Raw genomic sequence first — 24,312 nt, 5'->3', positions numbered from 1 at the left:
AATGAATAGACAGACCATAGAGACTTGGTTCAAAAAACTACAAGATGACATCTGTACTCAAATCGAATCTACAGATCAAAAAGGAGCCTTCGAACAAGACCTCTGGCAAAGACCTCAGGGTGGTGGCGGACGAACCCGCATCCTACGAAACGGCAACATCATCGAAAAAGGAGGAGTCAACTTCTCGGCAGTAGAAGGCCCCACGCCACAAAAAATCCTTGATGCACTACAACTCGACCAAGCGGACTTCTATGCCACTGGCGTATCTATCGTCATGCACCCTCGATCCCCCAGAGTCCCAATCATACATATGAACGTGCGCTACTTTGAGATGAGCAATGGAGTCAGTTGGTTCGGCGGGGGGATTGACCTCACTCCACACTACGTCGTAGACGAAGACGCACACTACTTTCATCAGCAACTCAAAACCACCTGTGATCAACACGACCCCTCCTACTACCCTCAGTTCAAGCAATGGGCAGACGACTATTTCTACATCAAACACCGCAAAGAAACACGTGGGATTGGCGGCATCTTCTTTGACCGTCTGACAGAGACCCCTGAGATCAGCCTAGCTGATCGTTGGGCGTTCGTACAAGATGTCGGTAGTCTATTCGCTCCGACCTATTGTCATCTCTTGGACAAAAACAAAGACCTGCCTTTCGGTGAAAATGAAAAATTGTGGCAATACCTGCGCAGAGGACGGTACGTTGAGTTCAATCTCGTTCTAGACAAGGGAACCAAGTTTGGACTGGACACAGATGGGCGTACCGAATCCATTCTGATGAGCATGCCTCCTCAAGCCAACTGGGAATACAACTACGAAGTACAACCAGGCTCTGAAGAAGAAAAAACTCTTCGGCTCCTACAAAAAGGAGTCAACTGGATATAACCAGGGTCTATGAATCCACGAATGACACCCATCCTGAAATATCAGCAGGATAAATAAGTTGGCACAAAACCACGGTACCCTTTAATCCAGAGTGCCGTGCCTTCGTATTACTTTATTCTGAGTCCATGTCCTTTCTCAAGAAGTGAATTTTCAAGAATACCCCAACCTGTAGTCGGATTGTAACCTATAAAGACACAAGGGTCCACGAGATATAAGCTACTAAAAACAGATAGATGCCCACCTTTCGACAAGTGCTCCTCGTTGACCTTTGGTTATTTAGAGCCCGAAACATTATCTTCACAAAAAACATCTTCAAGAACCTTGGCTCTTTGTAGATTCTACAGAAGAAGAAAAGCAACCCTTCATACAAAATGAAAAAACTCATCAATGACCTCTTAGGGTTTATAAAAACTACGTTAATTGGAGGTTTTCTATTGATCGTTCCATTTGGTGTATTGATCTTTTTATTTGGAAAGGCACTGGTCATCTTTCGTACTCTTGTCTCTCCGATTTCTAATCAGATCCCTATCGAGCACATCGGTGGTATCACACTCAACCGCATACTGGCCTTCCTTCTACTTCTATTTCTTTGTTTCGTAGCAGGGCTACTCGCCAAATCTCAACGCATCAACAAACGGAAAAACTGGCTCGAACAAAAACTACAATCCATAATCCCTGGCTACTCGCTGATCAAAGGCATGACTGAAACCCTCGCTGGACTTGAATCAGACAAGCTCAACGAAGTAGTCCTTGTCGATATGGAAGAAGCTTGGCAGATTGGCTTTTTGATGGATCGTATAGACGAGAACATCAGTACAGTATTTCTACCAGGAGCACCCAGTCCCTTATCTGGAGAGGTAATCTTGATCAAAAACGAACGGCTTAGAAAAATTGACATTTCAGAAGCCAATGCAATGAAGATATCCAAAAAGCTTGGACAAGACTCTCAAAAAATCCTTCAAGGGAAAATCCATGTGGGCATATTTGACAAGGACGATGACTAGACTAAATACCCATCTCTTGTATTGAGTATACTCCAAGTCTCTTTTGTCAAGTCAGGAGTGGAGAGCTCTAGGTAGCGGGATAAAGCCCCACCTGTATGGAATCATGGTGGTATTCTGTGATTTGTGTATATTAGATACCATGAACAACAACCCTCAACACACATTTACTGATCGCCAGCAAGCGTTTAGCAGACAGTTTACCAATCCATGGAAACTGCGTTTGTTTCTGCTCGCTAAACTACCCATGGGATGGCTCAGCGGCATGAAAGTCACCGAGATCAGTGAAAATCGAGCGGTCACTACTGTAAACCATCGCTGGCTCAACCAAAACCCCTTTGGCTCGATGTATTTCGCGGTACAATCCATGGCTGCCGAGCTATCGACGGGTGTACTTGCTCTGACAGCCACTCAGGGATTGAAGCCCAAAGTGCTCACCATCATCGTCGGCAACCAAGCCGAATATCTCAAACAAGCCAAAGAAAGAATCTACTTCACATGCACGGATGGGCAAAAAATCCTCTCTACTGTCGCACAAGCACTCCAGAGCAATGATTCGACACAAGTCACGGCTCGGGTAGAGGGTAAAACAAAAAATGGAACACTGGTATCAGTATTCCATTTTACGTGGAGTTTCAAACGAAAAGATTAGGTTCAGCCAAACTTCGCCTGATAATCTTCAATGCTTTGATTGACAATCTGCATCGCTACATCCTTGTTTTGGAAGTCTTCTACATGTACAGATTTATTTTCCAATTTTTTGTAGTCTTCAAAAAAGCTTCTGAGTTCTTTGACAAAGTGAGGAGGCAACTCCGAGATGTCTTTGTAGTGATTGACACTCATGTCGTTGGAAGCCACCGCGATGATTTTGTCATCCGCTTCTCCTTCGTCGAGCATTCTCATCACACCGATCACATTGGCTTGTACGATACACATTGGTACTACCTCGATCTGAGACATGATCAAAATATCCAAAGGATCCCCATCATCACAGTAAGTACGTGGGATAAAACCATAATTGGCGGGGTAGTTAATCGATGAGTACAACACTCGGTCCAATCTCAATAGACCGCTTTCTTTGTCCAGCTCGTATTTTGCTCTAGTATTCGTTGGTATTTCTACGATACCGGTTACCACTTCTGGTGCTCCTTGTCCGATACGGACGTCATGCCAGGGGTTCATCATAAATTCTTGTTTATATTGATTGCGGCGTAAAGTTACTACTTAGATCGAAAAGGAATAACGATACGCCTAGAAATGACTGCTCGTATTTCTTCTTTCCTGCCAAATCACAAATCTTTCAGCAGCTTATTGTGCGTCGAGCTCTTGAGTTCGGCTGTGATCTGCTGCAAATTGGCGTGCACTGCCCCTACTTCAGCGTTGCTCTCATCGTAGAGTCCTCCTACCCCGGTATCTTCGAGCTTACTGGACACATAGTACACATCGAGCTTGTTGATATCAATAGACGGTAGATAGACGTGGTGCAACTCCTCCTCACACAGGCTCTTGGTCAGTACGCCACAGCTTACCAATTTATTCACGGCATTGGACACGAATCGGTGCGGTATCCCGAGTGTTTTGCTCAAAGTCATTTTCGTATAGGGCGCTTGACCTTGCTCAAAGGCTTTGACAATTGCATGAACCACCGCCAAAGCAATTTTTCGTCGCTCCGCGTAGCTAAACTGTATGTCCTTTTCTTCGGGAATAAACTCTGATTCAACTTGCACCGCATAGGACAATTCTCCTCCGACAAACACAATCGACCAACTCAATTGGCAAAAAACAAAAAACAAAGGCAACACAGCCAATCCTCCATATACAGCTCCATAATTGCCCATCAAGAAAGAAAAATTGATGAATGCCCATTGTAACAACTGAAACAATGTCCCAGCGATCACTCCAGCGATCACTCCACTACGGATCGAGACACGCACATTGGGCATGATGATATAGATCAACGTAAAAAGCATCCATATCAGTACAAAGGGCGACAACTGCACAAAAAAGGAAGCCACAGGAGTCAACAAATCCTCATAATTGCTATTTCTACCGAAAGTTCTGATTTTGTTTTCGATAAAAAAGGTCACTCCACTGGACAAAATGATCAAGATCGGAGCAAAAATCAACAGCGCCGAATAATCGGTGAATTTCCGAATCAAATTGCGCGAACGCTGCTTGCCCCAGATGTCATTGAATACCTCCTCGATATTGTTGAGCAAGCGCATGACTGTAAAGAAAAGCACCACAACCGACACTCCAACGATCAGTCCTCCCTTGGTATTTTCAAGCATTTTTTGAGCAAAGCCAAAGATCGCTTCTTTGACGATCACCTGACCCAAAAACAAGCGATCCAGCTCTTCCTCGATCATCCCCTCCAAGCCAAATCCCTTGGATATCCCAAACACAATGGCCACCAAAGGAACGATCGACAAGATCGACAAGTAGGTCGTTGCAGACGCTTTGAGCACGACATTGTCCTTCTTTATTTCATAGGCGACTATCATCACGATACGCACGATCCGATACCAAAACTCTTTCGCACGGCTTGTCACTTCGGTCCGTTTCCATATGTCCGAATGGATAAATTTTAAGCTTGCATTTAGTCGGTCTTTGAGGTACATGGCTAATTGTTGTATTTAAAAACCCCCATCTTGGAGATATTTTTTTCATAGAGGTACGTCATGATTCCGTCTTTGAGACCAACATTAGGCACGATGATTTCCTTGGCTCCTGCCTGCTTCATGGCATTGATATAAATCCTAGAGGCTGGAATGATAACGTCTGCACGATCCGCATTCAATTTCAGCTTATTCATCCGCTCCTCATAGTCCATCGAGGTGAGCTTCTTCTTCATTTTCTCTAGATCTGCCAATTGCACTACCCCTCCTTTGACACCATTGATGAGCTCAGACAGTTTCTTGATGTTACCACCAGTACCGATCGCTACGATCTCTTCATGGTCAGGTAGATGGTCTCTCACCCATTCGTTCATCTCGTCCCACATGCCTTTATTGTTGGCGTTGTTGAGAAACCTAACTGACCCCAACTGAAATGATTTAGACGCCAGCTTGATCTTGTTTTTATACAATATCAACTCAGTACTACCTCCTCCCACATCGATATGCACGTGGTTCTTTTCGGTCAAATGAAAAGCGATCACTTTGTTGATCATATCCGCTTCCAGATCTCCAGAGATGATGTTGATCTCCAGCCCACAGGCTTCTTTGACTCGTCCGATGAGCTCTGAACCATTGGCTGCCTCACGCATGGCTGAAGTCGCACATGCAAAACACTCGTCGACCTTGTACAAATCTACGATCAACTTGAAAGCTGTCATCAGTTTGACAAAACGCTCCATCGTCTCATCACTGAGACGATGCTCACCCTTGAACACCTCGGTACCGAGACGCAACGGAAAGCGCATGAAGTGAAGTCGTTTGAAAGTCGTCTCATCGCCGTAGCGAATCACGTTGGTCACCTGAAAGCGAACGCCATTGGACCCAATATCAATTGCCGCAAATTTCATAGATTTGATTTATCATTCCGCCTCTGTACTAGAGGTTTGCTCCATCAAGAAAGCCTTAATATAGTCATTTAAATCTCCATCTAGCACATTTTGCACGTCAGTTCTTTCCACTCCTGTCCTCGCATCTTTGATGAGTTTGTAGGGGTGTAAGACGTAGTTTCGGATCTGACTTCCAAAATCGATCTTCATCTTGGTACTTTCGATCTCGTCCCGTTTGGCATTGCGCTTCTCCACCTCTTTTTGATAGAGCTGCGATTTGAGCATACGCATGGCGTGCTCCTTGTTGGCCAGCTGAGAGCGTTCGATCTGACAAACAATCACTATACCTGAGGGTTTGTGTGTCAATTGTACTTTGGTCTCAACTTTGTTGACATTCTGACCTCCAGCACCACCAGATCTCGAAGTATGAAATTCGATATCACCTGGATTGATTTCTATCTCAATGGAGTCGTCCACTATCGGGTATACATAGACCGATACAAATGAAGTATGTCGCCTCCCCCCCGAATCAAAAGGTGAGATTCTCACCAGGCGGTGAACTCCGATTTCAGATTTCAAGTAGCCATAGCCAAACTGTCCATCAAACTCGATGGTTGCTGATTTGAGACCTGCCGTTTCACCCGCTTGGTAGTTGAGTTGTCGGACTTTGAAGCCGTTTTTTTCACCCCACATGATATACATCCTGTGAATGATCTCTGCCCAATCCTGACTCTCGGTTCCTCCTGCTCCTGGGTTGATTTCCATCACAGCTCCGAGTTGGTCCTCTTCTCCACTTAGCATGCGCTTAAACTCGAGTTCTTCTAGCGCTGTGATTGCTTTTTTGTATTCTGCGTCCACTTCAGACATCTCTACCTCACCCGCTTCGTAAAACTCGTGAAGGGTCTCTACATCTTCTTTCAGTGTATTGACGTTTTCAAATCCGTCTGTCCAGACTTTTTTGGCTTTGATTTGTTTGAGGATTCCTTCGGCCTCTTTGGGGTCATTCCAAAAATCCGCCTGCATGGTAATCGTTTCTTCCTCTTCTACTTCTTTTACTTTGACATCATAGTCAAAGATAGCCCCGAAGTGCTGTCACTCGGGCCGTTAGTTCCTTCAATTGATCTCCAGTCATTCTGTTTGTTTTAATAAAATGAGACCCCAAATTTATACAGCACGCCCGACATAGCACAGCTTAACTGGAATTGAATATGGATTAGTTTGGACATAAAAAGATAAGCTCAGCCACGATCCCTTCTTAAACTTTTCTATCCTGTTCAATGGCTTTCCTCAAAATCAGATGGTAACAAAATCCGATCACACCTCTTTGTCGTGACAAACAAGAAGTAGACCTCAGTACCTAATCAATACAGAAGACCAAGCACTTAAGGTTTACTTCGATTCATCACCTATTATTTCATCAATGTTATTTTCCCTTTTTGCATGTTTTTATCTGGGCACGAGATTGTGTAATAGTAAAGACCCTGTGGCAAAGACTCACCATGATCAGTTCCATCCCAGTCGTTGTTATACCCAGACGATTCATACAGTACAGTTCCTCTACTGTTGTAAATTTTTATCGTACAATCGTCTAAAAGCCAATTGCCTTTGATCTCCCAAAAATCATTCTTCCCATCGGCGTTGGGACTTATGAAATTGTTCACTTCTATTTTTTCATTCACCGTGATGGTGATCTCATCGCTAGCCGAGCACCCTGTGTCACTGGTCGCCAATAGCGTGTAAGTAGTCGTTCGCGTAGGTTGAGCGACAGTGATCAAATCAAAAGGATTATCCAAACCTGCGGAAGGTGACCATTCAAATAGGGTCGCTTCCGTCGCTTTAGGGGCTAGGCGATGAAAAAAACCAGCATTAATCGTAACATCAGCTCCTGCATCCACCTCGACAACCGGATGTCTCGTGACAGTGAAAGTACAGGTAGAAGTGTTTCCACTTGCATCGGTGACGAGATACTCATTGGTCGTCACCCCTACAGGGAAAGCCTCCCCGCTCGCTATACCAGCCGTTTGAGTGACTGATAACACTTGACAATTATCAGTAGCAGTAGGCTCATCGAAGGTTATCACCTCCTCACAACTTTCCACATCTGCAGGGCAAGTGATCGTAGGTTTCGTGTCATCCGATGGAATCACATTGAAGGTACAAGTCTCGGTGTTACCTGCGCCATCTGTGGCGGTCAGTGTGATGACTTGGCTCGCAGTGATCACCGTCCCAACGGCTGGGGATTGTGTGACTGTGGCTGTTCCGCAATTGTCAGCGGCAGTTGCCAAAACCGTATAATCCAATAGCGTGTATTCACAGCTCGTGTCGAAACTCACATTCTGATCCGAAGGACATGTGATCGTAGGTTTGGTGTTATCGGCTGGGGTCACGTTGAAGGTACAAGTCTCCGTGTTACCTGCGCCATCTGTGGTGGTCAGTGTGACCACTTGACTCGCGGTAATCACTGTACCAACGGCTGGGGATTGTGTGACTGTGGCTGTTCCGCAGTTGTCAGTGGCAGTTGCCATAGTCGTGTAATCCAACAGCGTATACTCACAGCTCGTATCGAAACTCACATTCTGATCTGCGGGGCACGTGATCGTAGGTTTCGTGTCATCTGCTGGAATTACATTGAAGGTACAAGTCTCCGTGTTACCATTTCCATCTGTGGCGGTCAGTGTGATGACTTGGCTCGCAGCGATCACTGTCCCAACGGCTGGGATTTGTGTGATCGTAGCAGTTCCGCAATTGTCAGCGGCAGTTGCCAAAGTCGTGTAATCGAGCAGTGTATACTCACAGCTCGTGTCGAAACTCACATTCTGATCTGCAGGGCACGTGATCGTAGGTTTCGTATCATCCGATGGAATCACGTTGAAAGTACAAGTCTCTGTATTGCCTGCGCCATCTGTGGCGGTCAGTGTGATGACTTGGCTCGCAGTAATCACTGTACCAACGGCTGGGGATTGTGCGATCGTAGCAGTTCCGCAGTTGTCAGCGGCAGTTGCCATAGTCGTGTAATCCAACAGCGTATACTCACAACTCGCATCGAAACTCACATTCTGATCCGAAGGACATGTGATCGTAGGTTTCGTATCATCCGATGGAATCACGTTGAAAGTACAAGTCTCTGTATTGCCTGCGCCATCTGTGGCGGTCAGTGTGATGACTTGGCTCGCAGTAATCACTGTTCCAACGGCTGGGGATTGTGTGATCGTAGCAGTTCCGCAATTGTCAGTGGCAGTTGCCAAAGTCGTGTAATCCAACAGCGTGTACTCACAACTCGTGTCGAAACTCACATTCTGATCTGCGGGGCACGTGATCGTAGGTTTCGTGTCATCTGCTGGAATTACATTGAAGGTACAAGTCTCTGTATTGCCTGCGCCATCTGTGACGGTCAGTGTGATGACTTGGCTCGCAGTAATCACTGTTCCAACGGCTGGGGATTGTGTGACTGTAGCTGTTCCGCAGTTGTCAGCGGCGGTTGCCATAGTCGTGTAATCGAGCAGTGTATACTCACAACTCGCATCGAAACTCACATTCTGATCTGCAGGGCACGTGATCGTAGGTTTCGTGTCATCCGATGGAATCACGTTGAAAGTACAAGTCTCTGTATTGCCTGCGCCATCTGTGGCTGTCAACGTGATGGCTTGACTCGCGGTAATCACTGTACCAACGGCTGGGGATTGTGTGATCGTAGCAGTTCCGCAATTGTCAGCGGCGGTTGCCATAGTCGTGTAATCGAGCAGTGTATACTCACAACTCGCATCGAAACTCACATTCTGATCTGCAGGGCACGTGACCGTAGGTTTCGTGTTGTCGGCTGGAGTCACACTAAACGTGCAAGTTTTTGTATTTCCATCCCCATCATTGGCAGTAAGTGTAACGACTTGAGTAGCGAACAAAACAGACCCTGGAGCAGGAGATTGTGTAAGGGTAGGCGTGCTACAGTTGTCATTGGCGATCGCCAAACTCCTATAATCAGGCAAAGTATATTGACAAGAAGCGTTAAAATCTATCGTCTGATTGGCTGGACAGGTAATCGTAGGTTGATCATCTACAATGACTACAGATTGGGTTTTGAACTGAGAACATGTTCCTCCCGTCGTGTACCTCACAGTATAGGTACCCCCATTACTAGCCGACAAATCTATTTTACCCGTAGAACTATTGATAGAAAGACCCGAAGGAGAACTGGTGAATGTACCTCCTGCGTCCCCTGATATAGTAGGCGTGGGATCAGGTAGATTAGAACAATAGCTGCTGCTACCGTAACTAAAAGAAGGATCTCTAACTACCCCCAGTTTTGCTATTATTTTCAGATCTATATCGCTACTGTAAACGCTAAGTAATTTTTCATTTCCAAATCCAGTTGTTGTAATACTATTGGACCCATCTCCGTTGCCCTGTCCTTTAGCACTAGCTTGGACAACCAGTTGATCGCTGGCATCCCCAGGGTGCATCACTACGCCAATATAAAATCTACTGGTAGTCGGAACTGGCAAAGAAGGCAGCTCAATCCAAAACTCTCTAAAATTATGCACTACCCCTAACGAGGTAGGTGAAAGACCTGTTACACCCCCGACCTGAGTACCTGGTCTGCCTGACCCATTGTCATCATAAACCATCACATCAATCCTAAGATTATCATTGGCGTCCGAAAGAAACCCAAGACCTAATAAAACAGCTCCTACTGAGGTCGTACCAGGACTAGGACTAGTAAATCCTTCAAAGATTGTTTTTGCGTCTGTTGGGTTTGTAGAGTTCGATGGATCTGGTACACCTGTAAGCCTACCAGATCCATAATTAAAAACAGTTGTGGTTGGAGTGGGAGTTTCCCACTCATAGGATAGCGTATCACATTCTTGCGCTTTGGATAGGGTGAATGTCAACAAGGTAAGAGCAATAAGTAGTATCTTTTTCATCTATGTATCGGAAAAATAAGGGGATGATTTACTGAATCAGTTGACATGAAAAACAACCTGTACGCATCGGTTCTCTTCATCCTGTTCGGAGATAGGGTCTATTTCACCTCTCCCAATCGTAGAAATGCGGTCCCGAGCCACACCAATCTGAACAAGTTCGTTGGCCACCGCTGTTGCCCTTGCTTCAGATATTTGCTGATTAAATTCTTCTGTACCAGACGCGCTCGCATGTCCGATGATCGTAACATTAAGTTCCTGATGCGCTTCTAGTATTTCAGCTACTCTAGAGATGACCTTGTATTGATTTCCCGAAATCACCGAATCTTCAGATGCATTTGCAAATCTGATAATTAAGTCCTTTTGAGTAAAAACAGCATTGAGAGAATCAGGTAATGCTTCAACATTTGCGGGTTGGGTCACGAGCTGCGCCGAGGTTTCAACCGGCTCAACTAGAGTAGGCCATGTGACAAGTGCTGGTTGAGTGTGTGTGACATAGGTTTGTCTCTCTTCAGGTTTGTTTCTGCGACATAGCTTAATCCCCAGCATGATCCCATGCGAGCCTCCGAGAGATCGGGTTTTGGTAGGGATTTCATAGTTATAAGCAAAAATGAATCTATCATTGATTTGCACGTCAGCCATTACCGCCAAGCCATAGCCCGTTTTGTAGATCGCTCCAAGGCCTAAGATATCTTTGAGCAAGACGCGGCTACCAATATCTAGTTGATCGGTTTGTTCATCGTAGTTTCGATAGAGAAGAAATCCTTCGAGCATCCAGTTAGGCCCACTAGCGAGATCATAAGCAGCGTAAGCATTGAACAGTTCGCTCTGTGCAAAGTTCAACTCTGATTTTCTCGAAAATGTCTGAGGCATGGCCGCCCCTAGCGTCAACCTTCGAGAAGTAAACATCAGCCCCAAACCATTGGACACCCGTGATTGGGGTTGGTTTTGTCCAACTAACAATTCGTCCGTGTAATCACTAGCGATCACTTCATTCATGTCGAATCGCTGCTGATCGATCCCCAGAGAAACTCCAGCATGGAGCGCACCTTCCTCTGAGACCTTCAAATGATAGGCATAGCTAATGTTTCCTGAAAATTGAGTGATCAACCCTAAATCCGAATAACGTATAGCTGTACCCAAACCATGTGTAGGAGTTAGACTCCCATAGAGGCTCAACTGCTGCATCGAAGGGGACGAATCCACTCCAGTCGCTTGCACTCTACGATTTACAAAACCATACCAGCAATTGCTCATTCCTGCCACGGCGGGATTGATCAGAAAGGTATTTTGGTTGTAGAGGCTATAGGGCGTGATCTGCTGTGCCAATGCAAACGGACCATGCGTAGCAAGAATAACTACAAGGGTGGTTAGGAGGTGATTTCTTCTCATGTGCTGACGCTGATTTACAACTACAAAGATGAAAACAGCAGCTACACGAGGCAATACGAGGCATCCCGTAAAAACATACGTGGCAGTACGTAAAAGTCAAGCACATTTGGATGGAGTCAGATGAGACCCCCACATATCCGTTTCATTTCACATGAAAAGGCAGCTAGGAAACTGTAGCATTTTTTTGTCCTCCCGAACCTATATTTTGCATTTAATCAGCTTATTTTATGATTTTATCCTGATCTTGGCGACTCGAATGAATTACATCTCACTAGTGATGCAGCGATTATTCCTTTTAGCAGTTTTTATATTCTCAGCAGGTGGTTCGTCCTATGGCAATCACAACTACGATTCACTTTTTCAGGTCATTGATAGTCAACCTACTTGGGAGGCTAAACTTCCCTTGTATGACACCTTGGACGTATGGATATACCCCGAAAAGCTGGATTTATACCAACAGTGTCTTTCTCGAGCTATCCAGAACACTAAAGCAGAACAACAGTACGATTTTGCTACCAAGTACGCCATCCGTTTAGCTAAGACTTATTATTCAGAAGTATTCATCCCTGATTCTGCTTTTGCTATCCTCAGTAGAGCACTTAGCTGGGATGACCGGTTGTCTCCATCCTCCAAAGGATCGCTATTCATACAGCGGGGGCATGCCTATTCATATATAAACGAATATGACAGTTCATTACGTGAGTACAACAATGCCGCTCATGTTTATGAAACACTCAATGATTCAACTCAGAGGGAATTTGGAGAGGCCTACCTATATTCGGCAGCCAGACACATGCAAAAGGGCGATTTTATAAAATCAGGTGAATTGTTAGAAAATGCCCGTGCGATATTTGCCCACAACTATGATACTGCTAGCCTGATCAAAACGATCAATGAGACGGCTATCCTCTACGGGATGAACGGGTTTGCTGAAAAAGCGATCGAGCAGCGAAAAAAACTCATTCAGTTGAGCAATGCGAATACCGAAATAGGAGTGATTCTGGTGAACTATATAAACTACGCCACTGAAGCCCGCAAATTGAATAATGACAGTCTAGGGATTCGTTTATTGAAAAAAGCAATCTCACTTGGTGGTCCAAAGCCAGACCTAAGGTATTCAGCTTACAGCAAACTCACGGTTGCATATACCAAAATCAACCGCTGTGATTCTGCGAACCACTATTTTCAGCGCATGCAAGCCGAACGAGACAAGTTTAAGGGATCCAAATGGCTGGATGAGCTTTATTTATGGGCACAGGTCTATTCCCTTTACTGTCAAAACAGATACGATGAAACGATTGTATTGTCCAAACAATTGATCGATCAGTGCCGAACACAAAACAAGTACGAAGAGGTCATGGAAATGGAGAATTTGACCTATAAATGCTATTTGGCAAAAGGGGATTTCGAAAATGCTCATACACACCTACAGTCTTCCATTCATATCAAAGACTCCATACTCAGCGCCAGCAAATCCAATGCACTGGTCTATATGGAGACATTGTATGAGAAAGAGCACAGGGAGAGACAGATATCTGATCAAGAAAATGAAATTAAGGTTCTCGCAACAGCCAATTTATTCAAAACCCGACTGAGCTGGGCTATCGGGATTGGTTTGCTCTTATTCTTTGCGGGAATTTATTTCTATCGCTCATCAAGGTTTGCCATTCAAGCCAAAAAAATGGAAGCCCTCTATTCGCGGCAATTGATCGTAGCACACGAGGATGAAAGAAAACGGATCTCCCAAGACCTGCACGATTCAGTCGGCCAAAGTCTTATTTTGATCAAAAATAAGGTAGCCTTGAATCAAGATGAAAACACCACCAATATGGTATCCAAAGCACTAGAGGAAGTGAGATCAATCTCCAAGGCACTGCATCCAGCTGTATTAGAAAACTTGGGTCTTACAGCTGCCATCCAAAAATTGGTAAGTGACGCAGATGAATACTCCGACATTTTCTTTTCCGAAGAGATTGACACCATAGATGGTTTATTTGACGAAGCAAAGGAATTACAAATTTACAGGATCATTCAGGAGTGTTTGAATAACGTACTGAAGCATTCGATGACAGAGTCTGCGTCAATAGTCGTAAAGAACGAACCGAGACGTATATCGATCCAAGTGAAAGATTATGGCGTGGGTTTTGACTTGACTGAAGACTCCAGAGTGGTGACTAGCTTAGGAATGAAAACGCTCAAAGAACGAACACAACTTCTCGGTGGCAAATTGATGATAGAATCCATCAAGGGAAAAGGAACTAGTGTCACACTCCATATTTCAAAACGAACAGAAAATGCTTGATTCTAAAGTAGTACGCATCGTAATCGCAGATGATCACCCGCTGTTGTTGCAGGGGTTGAAAGAACTACTGCATCAAAAAGGTAATGTAGAATTGTTGGGAGCTGCAAGCGATGGTGCCACAGCTTTAAAATTGATCTTAGATAGCCAACCTGACATTGCTCTATTGGATATTGAAATGCCCTATTTGAGTGGGTTGTCCATTGCTGATGAGTGCAGAAAAAAACAGCTAGACACTAAATTCATTCTCCTATCCTATCACAAAGAGCCCGACTTGATCGCACAAGCGAAAAGTCTCAACATAGCGGGCTATATCCTAAAAGAAGATACCAGTACAGAAATATTCAAATGTATAGATGAGGTCATGCAGGGCAATTCTTATTACAGCCCGTCGATTCTCTCAACTACCACTACCACCGATAGCAAAAAGACCGTCAATTTGGATTTGCTTTCATCATCAGAAAAAAAAATCCTCAAACTTGTAGCCAGTCAATGTAGCTCTCAAATGATAGCCGAAAGACTTCATATCTCTGAACGAACGGTAGAAAAGCACAGAAGCAACATTATCAGCAAGCTAAACCTAGCAGGTCAATCAAATAGTCTTTCGTTGTGGGCGGTAGAGCAGAGGTCTCTAATAATGGCTCTATAAAAAAAACATCCACTGCTTGTTTTAATGCGTTGGATCATCCATCATTTGATGGCATAGCTATCAGGCCATAACACGCTCAACTCCCACCAACTAAATATAGACAGCCTACAGAAAATTATACAACCTAGTTGCAAATCATTTAAAAAGGAAGTCCCCATTTTCATTAGACCTATTTATTCTCTAATTTCGCGGTAGCTTTTGAAAACAGCCCGCCCGTCTACCTATTTTCATACTTAACCCATTAAAGCTGATGAAAACCATACATGAGGCAGAAGATGCCGTCTTGGAATTTGACGATGTGCAATCCATTCTCGTATTCACCTGGAAAGGGGTCGTGAGTGAGGCAAGTGTCACCAAAGTCCTCACCCTCGCTGCGAAAGCAGCCTATATGACAGAATCCATCCATTGGCTCATTGATCGTCGACAACTAGAAGCCTACGACGCTGGTGCACGTATCTGGGTCAAAACCAACTTTCTCAATAAAGTCGGCAAAGAACTCATCCAAAAAACAGACAAAATTGGTGCAGTGATGGCACATGACCCCATGGCACAGGTCTCTTCCAATGTGCTCATAGACTTGCTCATAGAACAAAACAAACAAATTAAATTTCAAGAGTTTGACTCACCGATCCCTGCGTCCAACTGGTTATCTGGTCAAACAGAGGAAGCTCCTACTCCAAAAAAGCGTCGCTTTTTTTAAAGAACCCAACGATCAAGACATCAAAAAAGCAGCTCAATGCTGCTTTTTTGATTATACAATTTTGTAAACCCAGTCGTGAGTATCCTCGACTCGACCCATTTTGATATCGTCAAGTGCTCCTAGTAGTTTGTCCGCTAGCGGTGTCTCCGATGGCAGCTGGTACTCTATGCCCTCATACCCGATCATTTTGATCTTGGAGATCGTCGCTGCTGTGCCCGCTCCAAACGCTTCTTGCACCTTGCCCGCTGCAAATGCCTCCTTGAGTTCGGTGACACTTAACCTACGCTCCTCTACTTTCATTCCCCAATCTCTCGCAAGTGTCAACACACTATCTTTAGTGATACCATCCAAGATGCTATCTCCTGCTGGCGCAGTAATCAGCGTATCATCTATGAAAAACAGTAGATTCATCGTACCTGCTTCTTCGATAAACTCATGCGTCTGACCGTCCGTCCATATCAGCTGGTGATACCCTTCTTTCTGTGCTTGCAGAGCAGGGTACAACGAAGCAGCATAGTTTCCTGCAGTCTTAGCAAAACCAACTCCCCCAGCTACCGCTCGGGTGTAATGTGTTTCGATCTTAACATTGACCGGCTCAGAGTAGTATGCTCCTACAGGCCCTGTAAACATCAAAAACTTGTAGGTGTGCGAAGGGCGAATCCCTACATAAGGATCATTGGCAAATACCACTGGTCTAATGTACAGCGACGTGTTGGGCTTGGTAGGTATCCACTGTGCATCCAACTTGATCAACTCGGTCAGCACCTCCATAAACAGATCCTCGGGAATCGGAGGAATACACATTCTCTCGGCACTCACAATCATCCGCTTGGCATTGGCCTCAGGTCGAAATACCACTACTTCACCTTCATCGTTTTTGTAAGCTTTGAGTCCTTCAAAAACAGACTGAGCATAGTGCAAAGTAGCATTGGCCGGACTAATCGATAAATCCGCATACGGTTCGATTCTAAAATTCTTCCATTCCCCTTCATCGTACTCTGCCACAAACATGTGATCCGAATACACTTTGCCAAATTCAATGCTATCAAAATCAACGGTGTCAATTTTGGATTTCGCTACTTGTTTGACGTCAAAATCGATCGTACTGCTACTCATTTCTATTATTATTTGATCTGAACCCTTCTTTCTGTACAAGAAAGTAATTCGCTAAGTTAAAAACTTTGGCACGGATTATATCTATGTTGATCTCATCTTTATCCTGATTTGTGGACAACACTTTTAAGAGACCTGACGACTCTCACCTACTATTTGGGGCCACCATATCTCCCCTACCTGGGCACCCAAGGCACTTCGTCTATTTCCAGTTTGAGTCCCATCCATCGACACAGCACGAAAAGATAATCTGACAATCGATTGAGATAGATGACCACCTCCTCCGATACCTCCTCCTCTTGGGCCAAAGCGATCACCCTCCGCTCAGCACGCCGGCACACTGTCCGGGCTACATGACCAAATGAAACCGACGGATGTCCTCCTGGCAACACAAAGAACTTCATAGGAGGCAGTTCCTCGTCCATACGGTCAATCGCCACCTCAAGCTCTCTCACGGCGACATTCGTCACAGGTGGCTTTTTGACCTTCGTTTTGGACGGGTCCGTAGCGAGATCTGCTCCGATGACGAACAAATAATTTTGTACCTCGATCAACTCGGATCGCAAACCAACATTAACCTCCTGATCCCTCAATAGACCCAGGTAGCTATTCAACTCATCCACGGTACCGTATGCTTCGATTCGAAGATCCGATTTCAACATCCTGGTCCCTCCTAGCAAACTCGTTTTACCTTGGTCACCTGTTTTCGTATAAACTTTCATCGCTGCTCAATTCAAAAGAGTTTAAAATTGTTTCTTATTTTCAAATATCGTAAACTTATACCCTACTTATTCCCAAAGTGTATCAAAAGCAGCACTTAATGAAAATTTCGAATTTACTATTGATCCTTGTATTCGTGGGGTCGATAGCATCCTGTGTGGACCGACATCCCAAAGCGGACATGGTCATCTTCAATGCTCAGATATACACTTTGAGTGCCAAGGAGCCCAAAGCAGAAGCCGTCGCAGTATCAGACGGCAAGATCGTCTACGTCGGCAACAACCTCAACGCCAATAACTGGGTGGGAGACAGTACCCAAATCATCGATATCGAAGGCAAAGTCCTCATCCCTGGATTTGTAGATGGACACGCCCACCTCATGGGAATAGGCTACAACCTCATTGAACTGGACTTGTCACAGACTACCAGCTATGCTGAAGTCATAGAAAAAGTACAAACTCGTATCGCTTCTGCTAAAAATGGAGAATGGATCATCGGCCGTGGCTGGCATCAAGACAAATGGGACACCATACCCAATCCTATCGCTGGATTTCCTACACATGACTCCCTCTCTGCCATCTCCCCCAACAACCCCGTCATCCTCTCCCATGTCAGTGGTCACCTCTCGTTGGTCAATGAAAAAGCACTCAAACTAGCTCAAATCACCCACAAGACAGAAGACCCTACAGGTGGCCAAATCATACGAGACGAAGCAGGCAAAGCCACAGGCATACTCAATGAAACTGCCGTTGACCTAGTCACGAGCATCATGCCTATCAAAACCGACGAAGAAAAAATCGAAGCACTCAACATAGCACTAGAAGAGTGCCTCAAAAATGGCATCACTGCAGTCCATGATGCAGGGGTAGACCAGTCCATCATCTCCCTCTACGAATCCTTTCTATCCAACCAAATGCTCCATATCAGAATCTATGCGATGCTGGACGGTAGCAACGAAACTTTGATCAAACACTGGTTTAGTCAAGGACCAAAAGTGGACAATGATTTCTTGACCATTCGAAGCATAAAACTCTATGCAGATGGTGCCCTCGGGTCGAGGGGAGCACTCCTTCTAGAAGAATATGCCGATGCTCCTGGCGAAATGGGTAAAAAGCTAACCTCCTCAGATTACATCGTACGCATCACCCAAGAAGCATTCGAAAAAGGCTTTCAGGTAGCCACACACTGCATTGGTGACAAAGCCAACAGAGAAACACTCGACATCTACGAAATCATCCTCAAATCCGACACGACCAAAGCTAACCCAAGGTTCAGGATCGAACACGCACAGCACATCTCCCAGGACGATATCCCTAGATTTGGAAGATTAGGCGTCATTCCGTCTGTGCAAGCCATACACATGTCATCCGATCGTCCATGGGCCATAGACCGCCTCGGTGAGGCTCGCATCAAAGAAGGAGCCTATGTCTGGAGAAAACTCATCGACAGTGGTGCCACGCTCGTCAATGGGACAGATGCTCCGGTAGAGCCTGTCAACCCGATTGCTAATTTCTATGCATCAGTCACCCGAAAAACCCTTGATGGATCACCTGCAGATGGCTATGAACCAGAACAAAAAATGACTCGGCAGGAGGCCCTACGCTCCCTCACCATCAACAACGCCTACGGAGCATTCAGAGAAGATAAAAAAGGAAGCATTGAAATCGGCAAGCTGGCGGATTTCACCATCTTGTCACAAGACATCATGACCATAGCTGAGGATCAAATACTATCCACACAGATAGAATACACGATAGTCCATGGCCAAATCAAGTACAAGAAATGATCACCCCCTCTTGAGTTCCAAGATAGTGATCTCTGGTAGAATACCTATCCTACCTGGATAGCCCAAAAAACCAAACCCGCGGTTGACATACAAATACTGCCCTCCCTCGTGGTACAGGTCAGCCCACTGCTTGTACATATATTGTGATGGACTCCATCGAAAATTACCGATCTCAACCCCAAACTGAAACCCATGAGTATGTCCAGACAGGGTCAAGTCAATGTCCGAAAATTGAGGCCGTACCTGAGCATCCCAATGACTCGGATCGTGTGAGAGTAGAACCTTAATATCCGCTTCCACATGTTGATGAGTACGACTCAAATCCCCGTATTTCGCAAAACCTCTCATTCCCCAATTTTCTACCCCCAACAATGCCAACCGCTCTCCTTCGACTTCCACATACCGATGTTCGTTGCGTAGGATATCCCACCCCATATTTTTGTTTGACTGCACCAAGTCTTCAAGATTCTTTTGCTTCGCTTGCTGCGATGACCACTGCTTGTAATCACCATAATCGTGATTGCCCAATACCGAATACTGTCCCAAAGGTGCCTTCACTTTCGAGAAAATATCCATATACTCTTTCACCTCCCTGGCCTCATTGTTGACCAGGTCACCGGTAAACAAGAATAAATCTGGTTTCTCCTTCATCATAAGATCCACACCTCCCTGTACTGCAGTCTTGTTGTAGAAACTCCCACTATGTATGTCTGACAATTGGGCAATTTTGATCCCATCAAATGCACGAGGCAGGTTGGCCATACGTATGGTACGTCTCCTGACACGGTAGTCATAGGCCCCTGACAGGATACCATAGCTCATCATCGCTACAGGAATCGCCCCAGCGATGACAGCTGATTTGGCCAAAAATTCTGAACGAGATATACCCTCGGCGGCCTGGGTGACGGCCCCATTGCTCACCAATCCCCGATAAACATACTTTCCAAAGCGAATGAGGTCATCATAAAACACCACCAAACCCGCAAGCACCTTTGCTACGACATTCATCACAATACCCGTCGCTATAAAATTGCGATAGATGGCCAATTCAAACGTATCTAGTCTCCCCCATACCAACAAACCCAAAATAGAAAGCAATGTGAAGGACCAGTACAAAACGATCACTGTCAACCTCCACCAAGTCTGTTGTCCTTGAATCAAAACACGAACAGCTTGAAACACATAATAGTCCAATGACACGAAGGCCATGAAAAACAAAAAGAGCAATACGATTCTATTCATAAGGGTCAGTTTACGTCCCTATGGCCAACAAGTTGGAATAGTTAGCCACTCATTTTCCTTCCAGTCATTTGTCAATTCGGAATCGGTGTTACCTTTGCGACCTCAAACGATAGACATGAAAAACCACAACACCGAAGTAACTACTGACATTCAGAAGAGTCTCTCTACTTTTTTGGCCAACAAGCAATACAGCAAAATCGCGATCCTAGTTGACGAAAACACAGAAGAGCACTGTCTGCCCAAGTTGATCGACTGCCTCCCAGATCACTACCTCATCACTATCCGCAGCGGTGAAGAGAACAAGAACCTATCGACATGTGAGGACATTTGGATGGCATTGACAGAAGCTGGTTTTGACCGCAAGGGGCTAATGATAAACCTAGGAGGTGGGGTAATCGGAGACATGGGTGGTTTTGTGGCAAGTACCTACAAGCGTGGATTTGAGTTTCTCAATATCCCGACCACTCTCCTCTCTCAAGTAGACGCAAGTGTCGGCGGCAAACTTGGTATTGATTTTCATGGATTCAAAAACCACATCGGCATTTTCAACGAACCACAAAACGTCCTGATATACACGGGATTCTACCAGACTCTGCCTCAAGAAGAAATTCGCTCGGGATTTGGAGAAGTGATCAAACACGGCCTAATCTACGATGCAGCCTATTGGGAGCAAGTCAAAACAATCAATCCATATGATCAAGACTGGACAGATATCGTGGCACACTCGATCGCCATCAAAAAAAAGGTCGTCACAGATGATCCGTTCGAATCTGGTTTGAGAAAAATACTAAATTATGGACACACCATCGGACATGCCATCGAATCCTATTTTTTGGAGATCCCAGGCCAAAGGTTGTTGCATGGAGAAGCCATTGCCCTCGGCATGATCTGTGAAGCCTTCCTCTCTCACAAGTTTACTGGACTCTCCTCTCAGGCCCTAGAAGAAATCACCAATTACCTCATACATGTATACAACCCTGTCAAGATCGATCCACAGCTGTTTGAGGTGATTTTGGGCTTGACCCTCCAAGACAAAAAAAATGAAGGCGGAGTGGTACAGTTCAGTCTATTGAAAGAAATAGGGACATGTGCTATCAACATTCCGATAGGGATACCGGACATGATTGATAGCATGTTTTATCTCAACGAAAAAATCGGATAATCCGAAGCACTTACAAAAACATGCGTTCTTGCTTCTTCTTGGATCCGTATTGCTCGATGTGTTTGAGGGGTCTACCTCCTCGAAACAAGGTGTACGTCGCAAACCCCACTGCAGTAGCCGTCAACCCCGCAATAAGTTTGGGTACAATGCTCTTCTTTTGTCTCTCTTTTTTCATTTTGTATAGTTATTAAGTCTCTTCCGTAGCAATTACATTGCCAATGTAAATCGACAATAGGTATAATACGATTTTGCCCAAGTGCTGGTGGTCCATTTCATCCAATTTCTTTGCATTTTTTTTCAAGAATCTAAAATCCTCGTTGGTATCTAGCTGCTCTCTGATTTTCGAATTATTATTGCCGAATAATTACAAGACTAGAAAATAATGAGTGACTCGATAAATCTCGCAAAGCATCAATCCAAATTGTCTCTGACTGTACCGTTGACTTCATCCAAAAGTGAAAGCAACCGTGCCCTGCTCATCAGAAAACTCGGAGGAGATCAAGCCCAATTGGACAACCTCTCTACTGCGAGAGATACCGTCACCATGACCTCTCTCTTGGCCTCCGATTCCAAACAACTCGATGTACTAGATGCTGGTACTGTCATGCGTTTTATGACAGCCTACCTAGCGACAGGGGCGACCCCACGCCAAATCACAGGAACACCACGCATGTGTATGCGTCCGATCAAGATATTGGCAGAAGCCCTCAACGAACTCGGTGCAAACATCTCCTATCTTGGAGAAGAAGGCTACCCTCCCTTGGATTTCCAGCCCTTTGGCACACAAAAAACGGACACATTGACAATCCCAGGAAATATCAGCAGCCAATACATTTCGGCCTTGCTGATGATCGCTCCCTCCCTACCACAAGGACTCACCATCCATCTGGAAGGGGAGATTTACAGTCGTCCCTACATCGAAATGACTCTCAACCTCATGCAGCATTTTGGTGTGACGGGGACTTTTGAGGGACAAACGATACACGTCGCGTCACAAAACTACCAAGCCAACAGCTACACCATCGAGTCAGATTGGTCTGGCGCGAGCTACTGGTATAGTCTAGTTGCTCTAGCCGAAGAAGCCGAAGTGACACTACTCGGCTTGCGCCAAAAATCCAACCAAGGAGACAGTGCCATCGCCCAAATCATGGAAGGGATGGGAGTCAAGTCTGAATTCAAAGACAATGCAGTCGTACTCTCCAAATGTGCACAAAAAAAACACTTGGTCATCGACTTCAAATCCTGCCCAGATTTGGCCCAAACGGTATTCGTATGTGCGGCCATCAAAGGCGTGAGTCTAGAAATGACTGGTCTAGAAAGTCTACGCATCAAAGAAACGGATCGTACAGCAGCCATGGCTACAGAACTAGCCAAGCTGGGAGCAAAACTCGAAGAATCCAAACCGGGTACTTGGATACTCACACCTGCACCCCAAGATTACACGGTGAGCCAACCGCTCTCCTTCGACACCTATGATGACCACCGCATGGCCATGGCTCTGGCTCCTGTATGTATGCAATACGATGTGATCATCCATGAACCCAATGTCGTCGTAAAGTCCTACCCAGAATACTGGGATCACTTGAAGATGGCTGGAGTTAAAATCACAGAATAAGCCAACAACACCGAACCATTTGGCTCAGTGGAGAGTTACAGAACAAAAGGATCTCTCTTGACACAAAACCAAACACTGGGCACCATAGTTGTCGCCCAGTTTCTTTGTACTTCGATCTGGTTTGCTGGCAATGCCGTCATCGACCAATGGGTGTCCTGCTTCGGCTTCTCCGATCAGGCACTCAGTCAGCTTACCTCTGGTGTACAGTTTGGCTTCATTATGGGGACGCTTTCTTATGCCCTCCTCAACCTTACAGACAAATACTCCCCTTCCCGCGTTTTCTTCATCAGTGCAGTACTGGCCGCTCTTTGCAACATTTCCTTGATTGTATTGCCTCCGACTTTAGGAGGATTTACTCTCCTTCGTTTTGGAGTAGGCTTCTTCCTAGCAGGCATCTACCCCGTAGGAATGAAAATCGCAGCGGACTATTTCAAAACTGGTTTAGGTCAATCTTTGGGTTTTTTGGTAGGTGCACTCGTCATCGGAACCGCCCTACCCCATTTGCTACGTGGCGCATGGCTTGCCTTGCCTTGGCAAGCAGTCATTGGGACTACATCTGGGCTTTGTCTATTCGGTGGTCTATGGATAGGTCTGGCTGTACCTGATGGACCTTACAGGACTGGGGTTCAGAAAATCATCCTATCCAAGACCTTTGAAATTTTTCGAGACAAACAATTCAGAACGGCAGCCATTGGCTATTTTGGACACATGTGGGAACTCTATACTTTTTGGGCACTCGTGCCAGCAATGCTCCATTGGTACCAAAACCTTCATTCAGAGACGACACTTCCCATGAACCTGCCCTTGTTATCTTTTGGCATCATCGCTGTTGGTGCAGTGGCCTGTTTTGTAGCAGGCAAACTTTCTAATCGTATTCCAAGCGAAACTATCGCTTACGTCAGCCTATTCGGATCTGCCCTCTGCTGCTTACTCTCCCCACTGCTATTTGACGTGGATTCCTTTGGCCTCTTCTACTCCTACTTGCTGATCTGGGGCATGCTGGTGATAGCTGATTCACCTATGTTTTCGACACTAGTCGCTCAAAATGCACCCACGCATCTCAAGGGGAGTGCTTTGACTATCGTCAACTGCATCGGGTTTAGTCTTACCATCGTCAGTATCCAAGTCATGAGCCATCTCAATCATGTACTGACATTACCTATCTTGGCCATTGGTCCCGTACTAGGTCTAGCCATTCATCTACGATCAAAATCACCTAGCCGAAGATAATTTGATGTTTTTTTCAACCCAAACCCGTAACTTGCGCCTCACTACTAGTAGTGAAATTTTGGGATTACATGACACACCTCTAGGAAATTT

Annotated in this window: 20 protein-coding genes; 10 read left to right on the top strand and 10 right to left on the bottom strand. The window is 45.3% G+C overall.

The features are described 5' to 3' along the window. Position 1 precedes the first annotated feature (1 nt). From hemF to BFP72_RS02400, 3 genes are all read left to right on the top strand, one after another. The gene (gene hemF / locus BFP72_RS02410; protein WP_099597587.1) at positions 2-892 is read left to right on the top strand and encodes an oxygen-dependent coproporphyrinogen oxidase; all 891 of its coding nucleotides are present in this window, start codon (positions 2-4) and stop codon (positions 890-892) included. Between the two features lie 371 nt (positions 893-1,263). After that, positions 1,264-1,896 carry a DUF502 domain-containing protein gene (locus tag BFP72_RS02405; RefSeq protein WP_099597586.1) on the top strand — a complete coding sequence of 211 codons (633 nt, stop codon included), beginning with the start codon at positions 1,264-1,266 and terminating at the stop codon, positions 1,894-1,896. 139 nt (positions 1,897-2,035) lie between these two features. Next, complete coding sequence (locus BFP72_RS02400) at positions 2,036-2,545, top strand: PaaI family thioesterase (RefSeq protein WP_158233250.1); 510 nt, start codon at positions 2,036-2,038, stop codon at positions 2,543-2,545. Between the two features lie 2 nt (positions 2,546-2,547). On the opposite strand, the gene BFP72_RS02395 is transcribed toward BFP72_RS02400, so the two are convergent. The 6 genes from BFP72_RS02395 to BFP72_RS02370 all read right to left on the bottom strand — a co-directional run bounded on the left by BFP72_RS02395 (position 2,548) and on the right by BFP72_RS02370 (position 11,706). Further along, on the bottom strand, positions 2,548-3,078 hold the full coding sequence (locus tag BFP72_RS02395; protein ID WP_221406459.1) for an inorganic diphosphatase: 531 nt from the start codon (positions 3,076-3,078) through the stop codon (positions 2,548-2,550). Between the two features lie 104 nt (positions 3,079-3,182). Next, on the bottom strand, positions 3,183-4,514 hold the full coding sequence (locus BFP72_RS02390) for a YihY/virulence factor BrkB family protein (protein ID WP_099597583.1): 1,332 nt from the start codon (positions 4,512-4,514) through the stop codon (positions 3,183-3,185). A 2-nt stretch (positions 4,515-4,516) separates the two neighbouring features. After that, complete coding sequence (locus tag BFP72_RS02385) at positions 4,517-5,419, bottom strand: Ppx/GppA phosphatase family protein (RefSeq protein WP_099597582.1); 903 nt, start codon at positions 5,417-5,419, stop codon at positions 4,517-4,519. A gap of 12 nt (positions 5,420-5,431) precedes the next feature. Beyond that, a protein-coding gene (prfB, locus tag BFP72_RS02380; protein WP_099597581.1) for a peptide chain release factor 2 occupies positions 5,432-6,530 on the bottom strand; the annotation gives its coding sequence in 2 pieces (ribosomal slippage) (positions 5,432-6,469 and positions 6,471-6,530; 1,098 coding nt in all). Positions 6,531-6,807: 277 nt separating this feature from the next. Beyond that, positions 6,808-10,317 (bottom strand): HYR domain-containing protein, encoded by a 3,510-nt coding sequence (locus BFP72_RS02375; RefSeq protein ID WP_099597580.1) that lies wholly within the window; start codon positions 10,315-10,317, stop codon positions 6,808-6,810. Positions 10,318-10,353: 36 nt separating this feature from the next. Beyond that, entirely contained in the window at positions 10,354-11,706 is a 1,353-nt protein-coding gene (locus BFP72_RS02370) for a PorP/SprF family type IX secretion system membrane protein (protein ID WP_099597579.1), read from the bottom strand. A gap of 277 nt (positions 11,707-11,983) precedes the next feature. On the opposite strand from BFP72_RS02370, the gene BFP72_RS02365 reads away from it, so the two are divergent. The 3 genes from BFP72_RS02365 (at position 11,984) to BFP72_RS02355 (ending at position 15,354) form a co-directional block, all read left to right on the top strand. Further along, entirely contained in the window at positions 11,984-14,008 is a 2,025-nt protein-coding gene (locus BFP72_RS02365) for a sensor histidine kinase (protein WP_158233249.1), read from the top strand. Continuing rightward, entirely contained in the window at positions 14,001-14,654 is a 654-nt protein-coding gene (locus BFP72_RS02360; protein ID WP_099597577.1) for a response regulator transcription factor, read from the top strand. Before BFP72_RS02365 ends, BFP72_RS02360 begins: the two co-directional genes overlap by 8 nt. A gap of 250 nt (positions 14,655-14,904) precedes the next feature. Continuing rightward, positions 14,905-15,354, top strand: coding sequence for a hypothetical protein (locus BFP72_RS02355; protein WP_099597576.1), 450 nt, complete (start codon positions 14,905-14,907; stop codon positions 15,352-15,354). Positions 15,355-15,405: 51 nt separating this feature from the next. Here the strand turns inward: BFP72_RS02355 and BFP72_RS02350 are convergent, their stop codons facing one another. Both BFP72_RS02350 and BFP72_RS02345 read right to left on the bottom strand, forming a co-directional pair. Next, on the bottom strand, positions 15,406-16,470 hold the full coding sequence (locus BFP72_RS02350) for a branched-chain amino acid aminotransferase (protein ID WP_099597575.1): 1,065 nt from the start codon (positions 16,468-16,470) through the stop codon (positions 15,406-15,408). Between the two features lie 173 nt (positions 16,471-16,643). Further along, a complete protein-coding gene (locus BFP72_RS02345) occupies positions 16,644-17,189 on the bottom strand; it encodes a cob(I)yrinic acid a,c-diamide adenosyltransferase (protein ID WP_099597574.1) in 546 nt (181 codons plus the stop codon). 98 nt (positions 17,190-17,287) lie between these two features. On the opposite strand from BFP72_RS02345, the gene BFP72_RS02340 reads away from it, so the two are divergent. Beyond that, entirely contained in the window at positions 17,288-18,973 is a 1,686-nt protein-coding gene (locus tag BFP72_RS02340; protein WP_099597573.1) for an amidohydrolase, read from the top strand. On the opposite strand, the gene BFP72_RS02335 is transcribed toward BFP72_RS02340, so the two are convergent. Continuing rightward, positions 18,974-20,215: a metallophosphoesterase gene (locus tag BFP72_RS02335; protein ID WP_099597572.1), complete on the bottom strand. Its 1,242-nt coding sequence runs from the start codon at positions 20,213-20,215 to the stop codon at positions 18,974-18,976. It lies immediately after the preceding gene. Positions 20,216-20,330: 115 nt separating this feature from the next. On the opposite strand from BFP72_RS02335, the gene aroB reads away from it, so the two are divergent. Then, positions 20,331-21,377: a 3-dehydroquinate synthase gene (gene aroB / locus BFP72_RS02330; RefSeq protein WP_099597571.1), complete on the top strand. Its 1,047-nt coding sequence runs from the start codon at positions 20,331-20,333 to the stop codon at positions 21,375-21,377. 10 nt (positions 21,378-21,387) lie between these two features. Here aroB and BFP72_RS19080 read toward each other — a convergent pair whose 3' ends face one another. Further along, on the bottom strand, positions 21,388-21,552 hold the full coding sequence (locus tag BFP72_RS19080; protein ID WP_158233248.1) for a hypothetical protein: 165 nt from the start codon (positions 21,550-21,552) through the stop codon (positions 21,388-21,390). Between the two features lie 207 nt (positions 21,553-21,759). Here BFP72_RS19080 and BFP72_RS02325 point away from each other — a divergent pair, with 207 nt between their 5' ends. Both BFP72_RS02325 and BFP72_RS02320 read left to right on the top strand, forming a co-directional pair. Next, on the top strand, positions 21,760-22,992 hold the full coding sequence (locus tag BFP72_RS02325) for a 3-phosphoshikimate 1-carboxyvinyltransferase (protein WP_099597570.1): 1,233 nt from the start codon (positions 21,760-21,762) through the stop codon (positions 22,990-22,992). A 57-nt stretch (positions 22,993-23,049) separates the two neighbouring features. Next, positions 23,050-24,222 carry a nitrate/nitrite transporter gene (locus BFP72_RS02320; RefSeq protein ID WP_099597569.1) on the top strand — a complete coding sequence of 391 codons (1,173 nt, stop codon included), beginning with the start codon at positions 23,050-23,052 and terminating at the stop codon, positions 24,220-24,222. The last annotated feature ends 90 nt before the right edge of the window (positions 24,223-24,312 follow it).

The organism is Reichenbachiella sp. 5M10 (assembly GCF_002742335.1).
In the GTDB taxonomy this organism is placed as follows: Bacteria; Bacteroidota; Bacteroidia; order Cytophagales; family Cyclobacteriaceae; genus Reichenbachiella.
This window is presented reverse-complemented; position numbering and strand designations above follow the sequence as displayed.

Bases quoted from the DNA above. Each gene is read 5' to 3' on its own strand.
- BFP72_RS02325 (WP_099597570.1), top strand. From the start codon at position 21,760: ATGAGTGACTCGATAAATCTCGCAAAGCATCAATCCAAATTGTCTCTG.
- BFP72_RS02400 (WP_158233250.1), top strand. From the start codon at position 2,036: ATGAACAACAACCCTCAACACACATTTACTGATCGCCAGCAAGCGTTT.
- BFP72_RS02390 (WP_099597583.1), bottom strand. From the start codon at position 4,514: ATGTACCTCAAAGACCGACTAAATGCAAGCTTAAAATTTATCCATTCG.
- BFP72_RS02340 (WP_099597573.1), top strand. From the start codon at position 17,288: ATGAAAATTTCGAATTTACTATTGATCCTTGTATTCGTGGGGTCGATA.
- BFP72_RS02355 (WP_099597576.1), top strand. From the start codon at position 14,905: ATGAAAACCATACATGAGGCAGAAGATGCCGTCTTGGAATTTGACGAT.
- BFP72_RS02365 (WP_158233249.1), top strand. From the start codon at position 11,984: ATGCAGCGATTATTCCTTTTAGCAGTTTTTATATTCTCAGCAGGTGGT.
- aroB (WP_099597571.1), top strand. From the start codon at position 20,331: ATGAAAAACCACAACACCGAAGTAACTACTGACATTCAGAAGAGTCTC.
- BFP72_RS02395 (WP_221406459.1), bottom strand. From the start codon at position 3,078: ATGATGAACCCCTGGCATGACGTCCGTATCGGACAAGGAGCACCAGAA.
- BFP72_RS02335 (WP_099597572.1), bottom strand. From the start codon at position 20,215: ATGAATAGAATCGTATTGCTCTTTTTGTTTTTCATGGCCTTCGTGTCA.
- BFP72_RS02350 (WP_099597575.1), bottom strand. From the start codon at position 16,470: ATGAGTAGCAGTACGATCGATTTTGACGTCAAACAAGTAGCGAAATCC.
- BFP72_RS02345 (WP_099597574.1), bottom strand. From the start codon at position 17,189: ATGAAAGTTTATACGAAAACAGGTGACCAAGGTAAAACGAGTTTGCTA.
- BFP72_RS02385 (WP_099597582.1), bottom strand. From the start codon at position 5,419: ATGAAATTTGCGGCAATTGATATTGGGTCCAATGGCGTTCGCTTTCAG.
- BFP72_RS02360 (WP_099597577.1), top strand. From the start codon at position 14,001: ATGCTTGATTCTAAAGTAGTACGCATCGTAATCGCAGATGATCACCCG.
- BFP72_RS02370 (WP_099597579.1), bottom strand. From the start codon at position 11,706: ATGAGAAGAAATCACCTCCTAACCACCCTTGTAGTTATTCTTGCTACG.
- BFP72_RS19080 (WP_158233248.1), bottom strand. From the start codon at position 21,552: ATGAAAAAAGAGAGACAAAAGAAGAGCATTGTACCCAAACTTATTGCG.
- hemF (WP_099597587.1), top strand. From the start codon at position 2: ATGAATAGACAGACCATAGAGACTTGGTTCAAAAAACTACAAGATGAC.
- BFP72_RS02405 (WP_099597586.1), top strand. From the start codon at position 1,264: ATGAAAAAACTCATCAATGACCTCTTAGGGTTTATAAAAACTACGTTA.
- BFP72_RS02375 (WP_099597580.1), bottom strand. From the start codon at position 10,317: ATGAAAAAGATACTACTTATTGCTCTTACCTTGTTGACATTCACCCTA.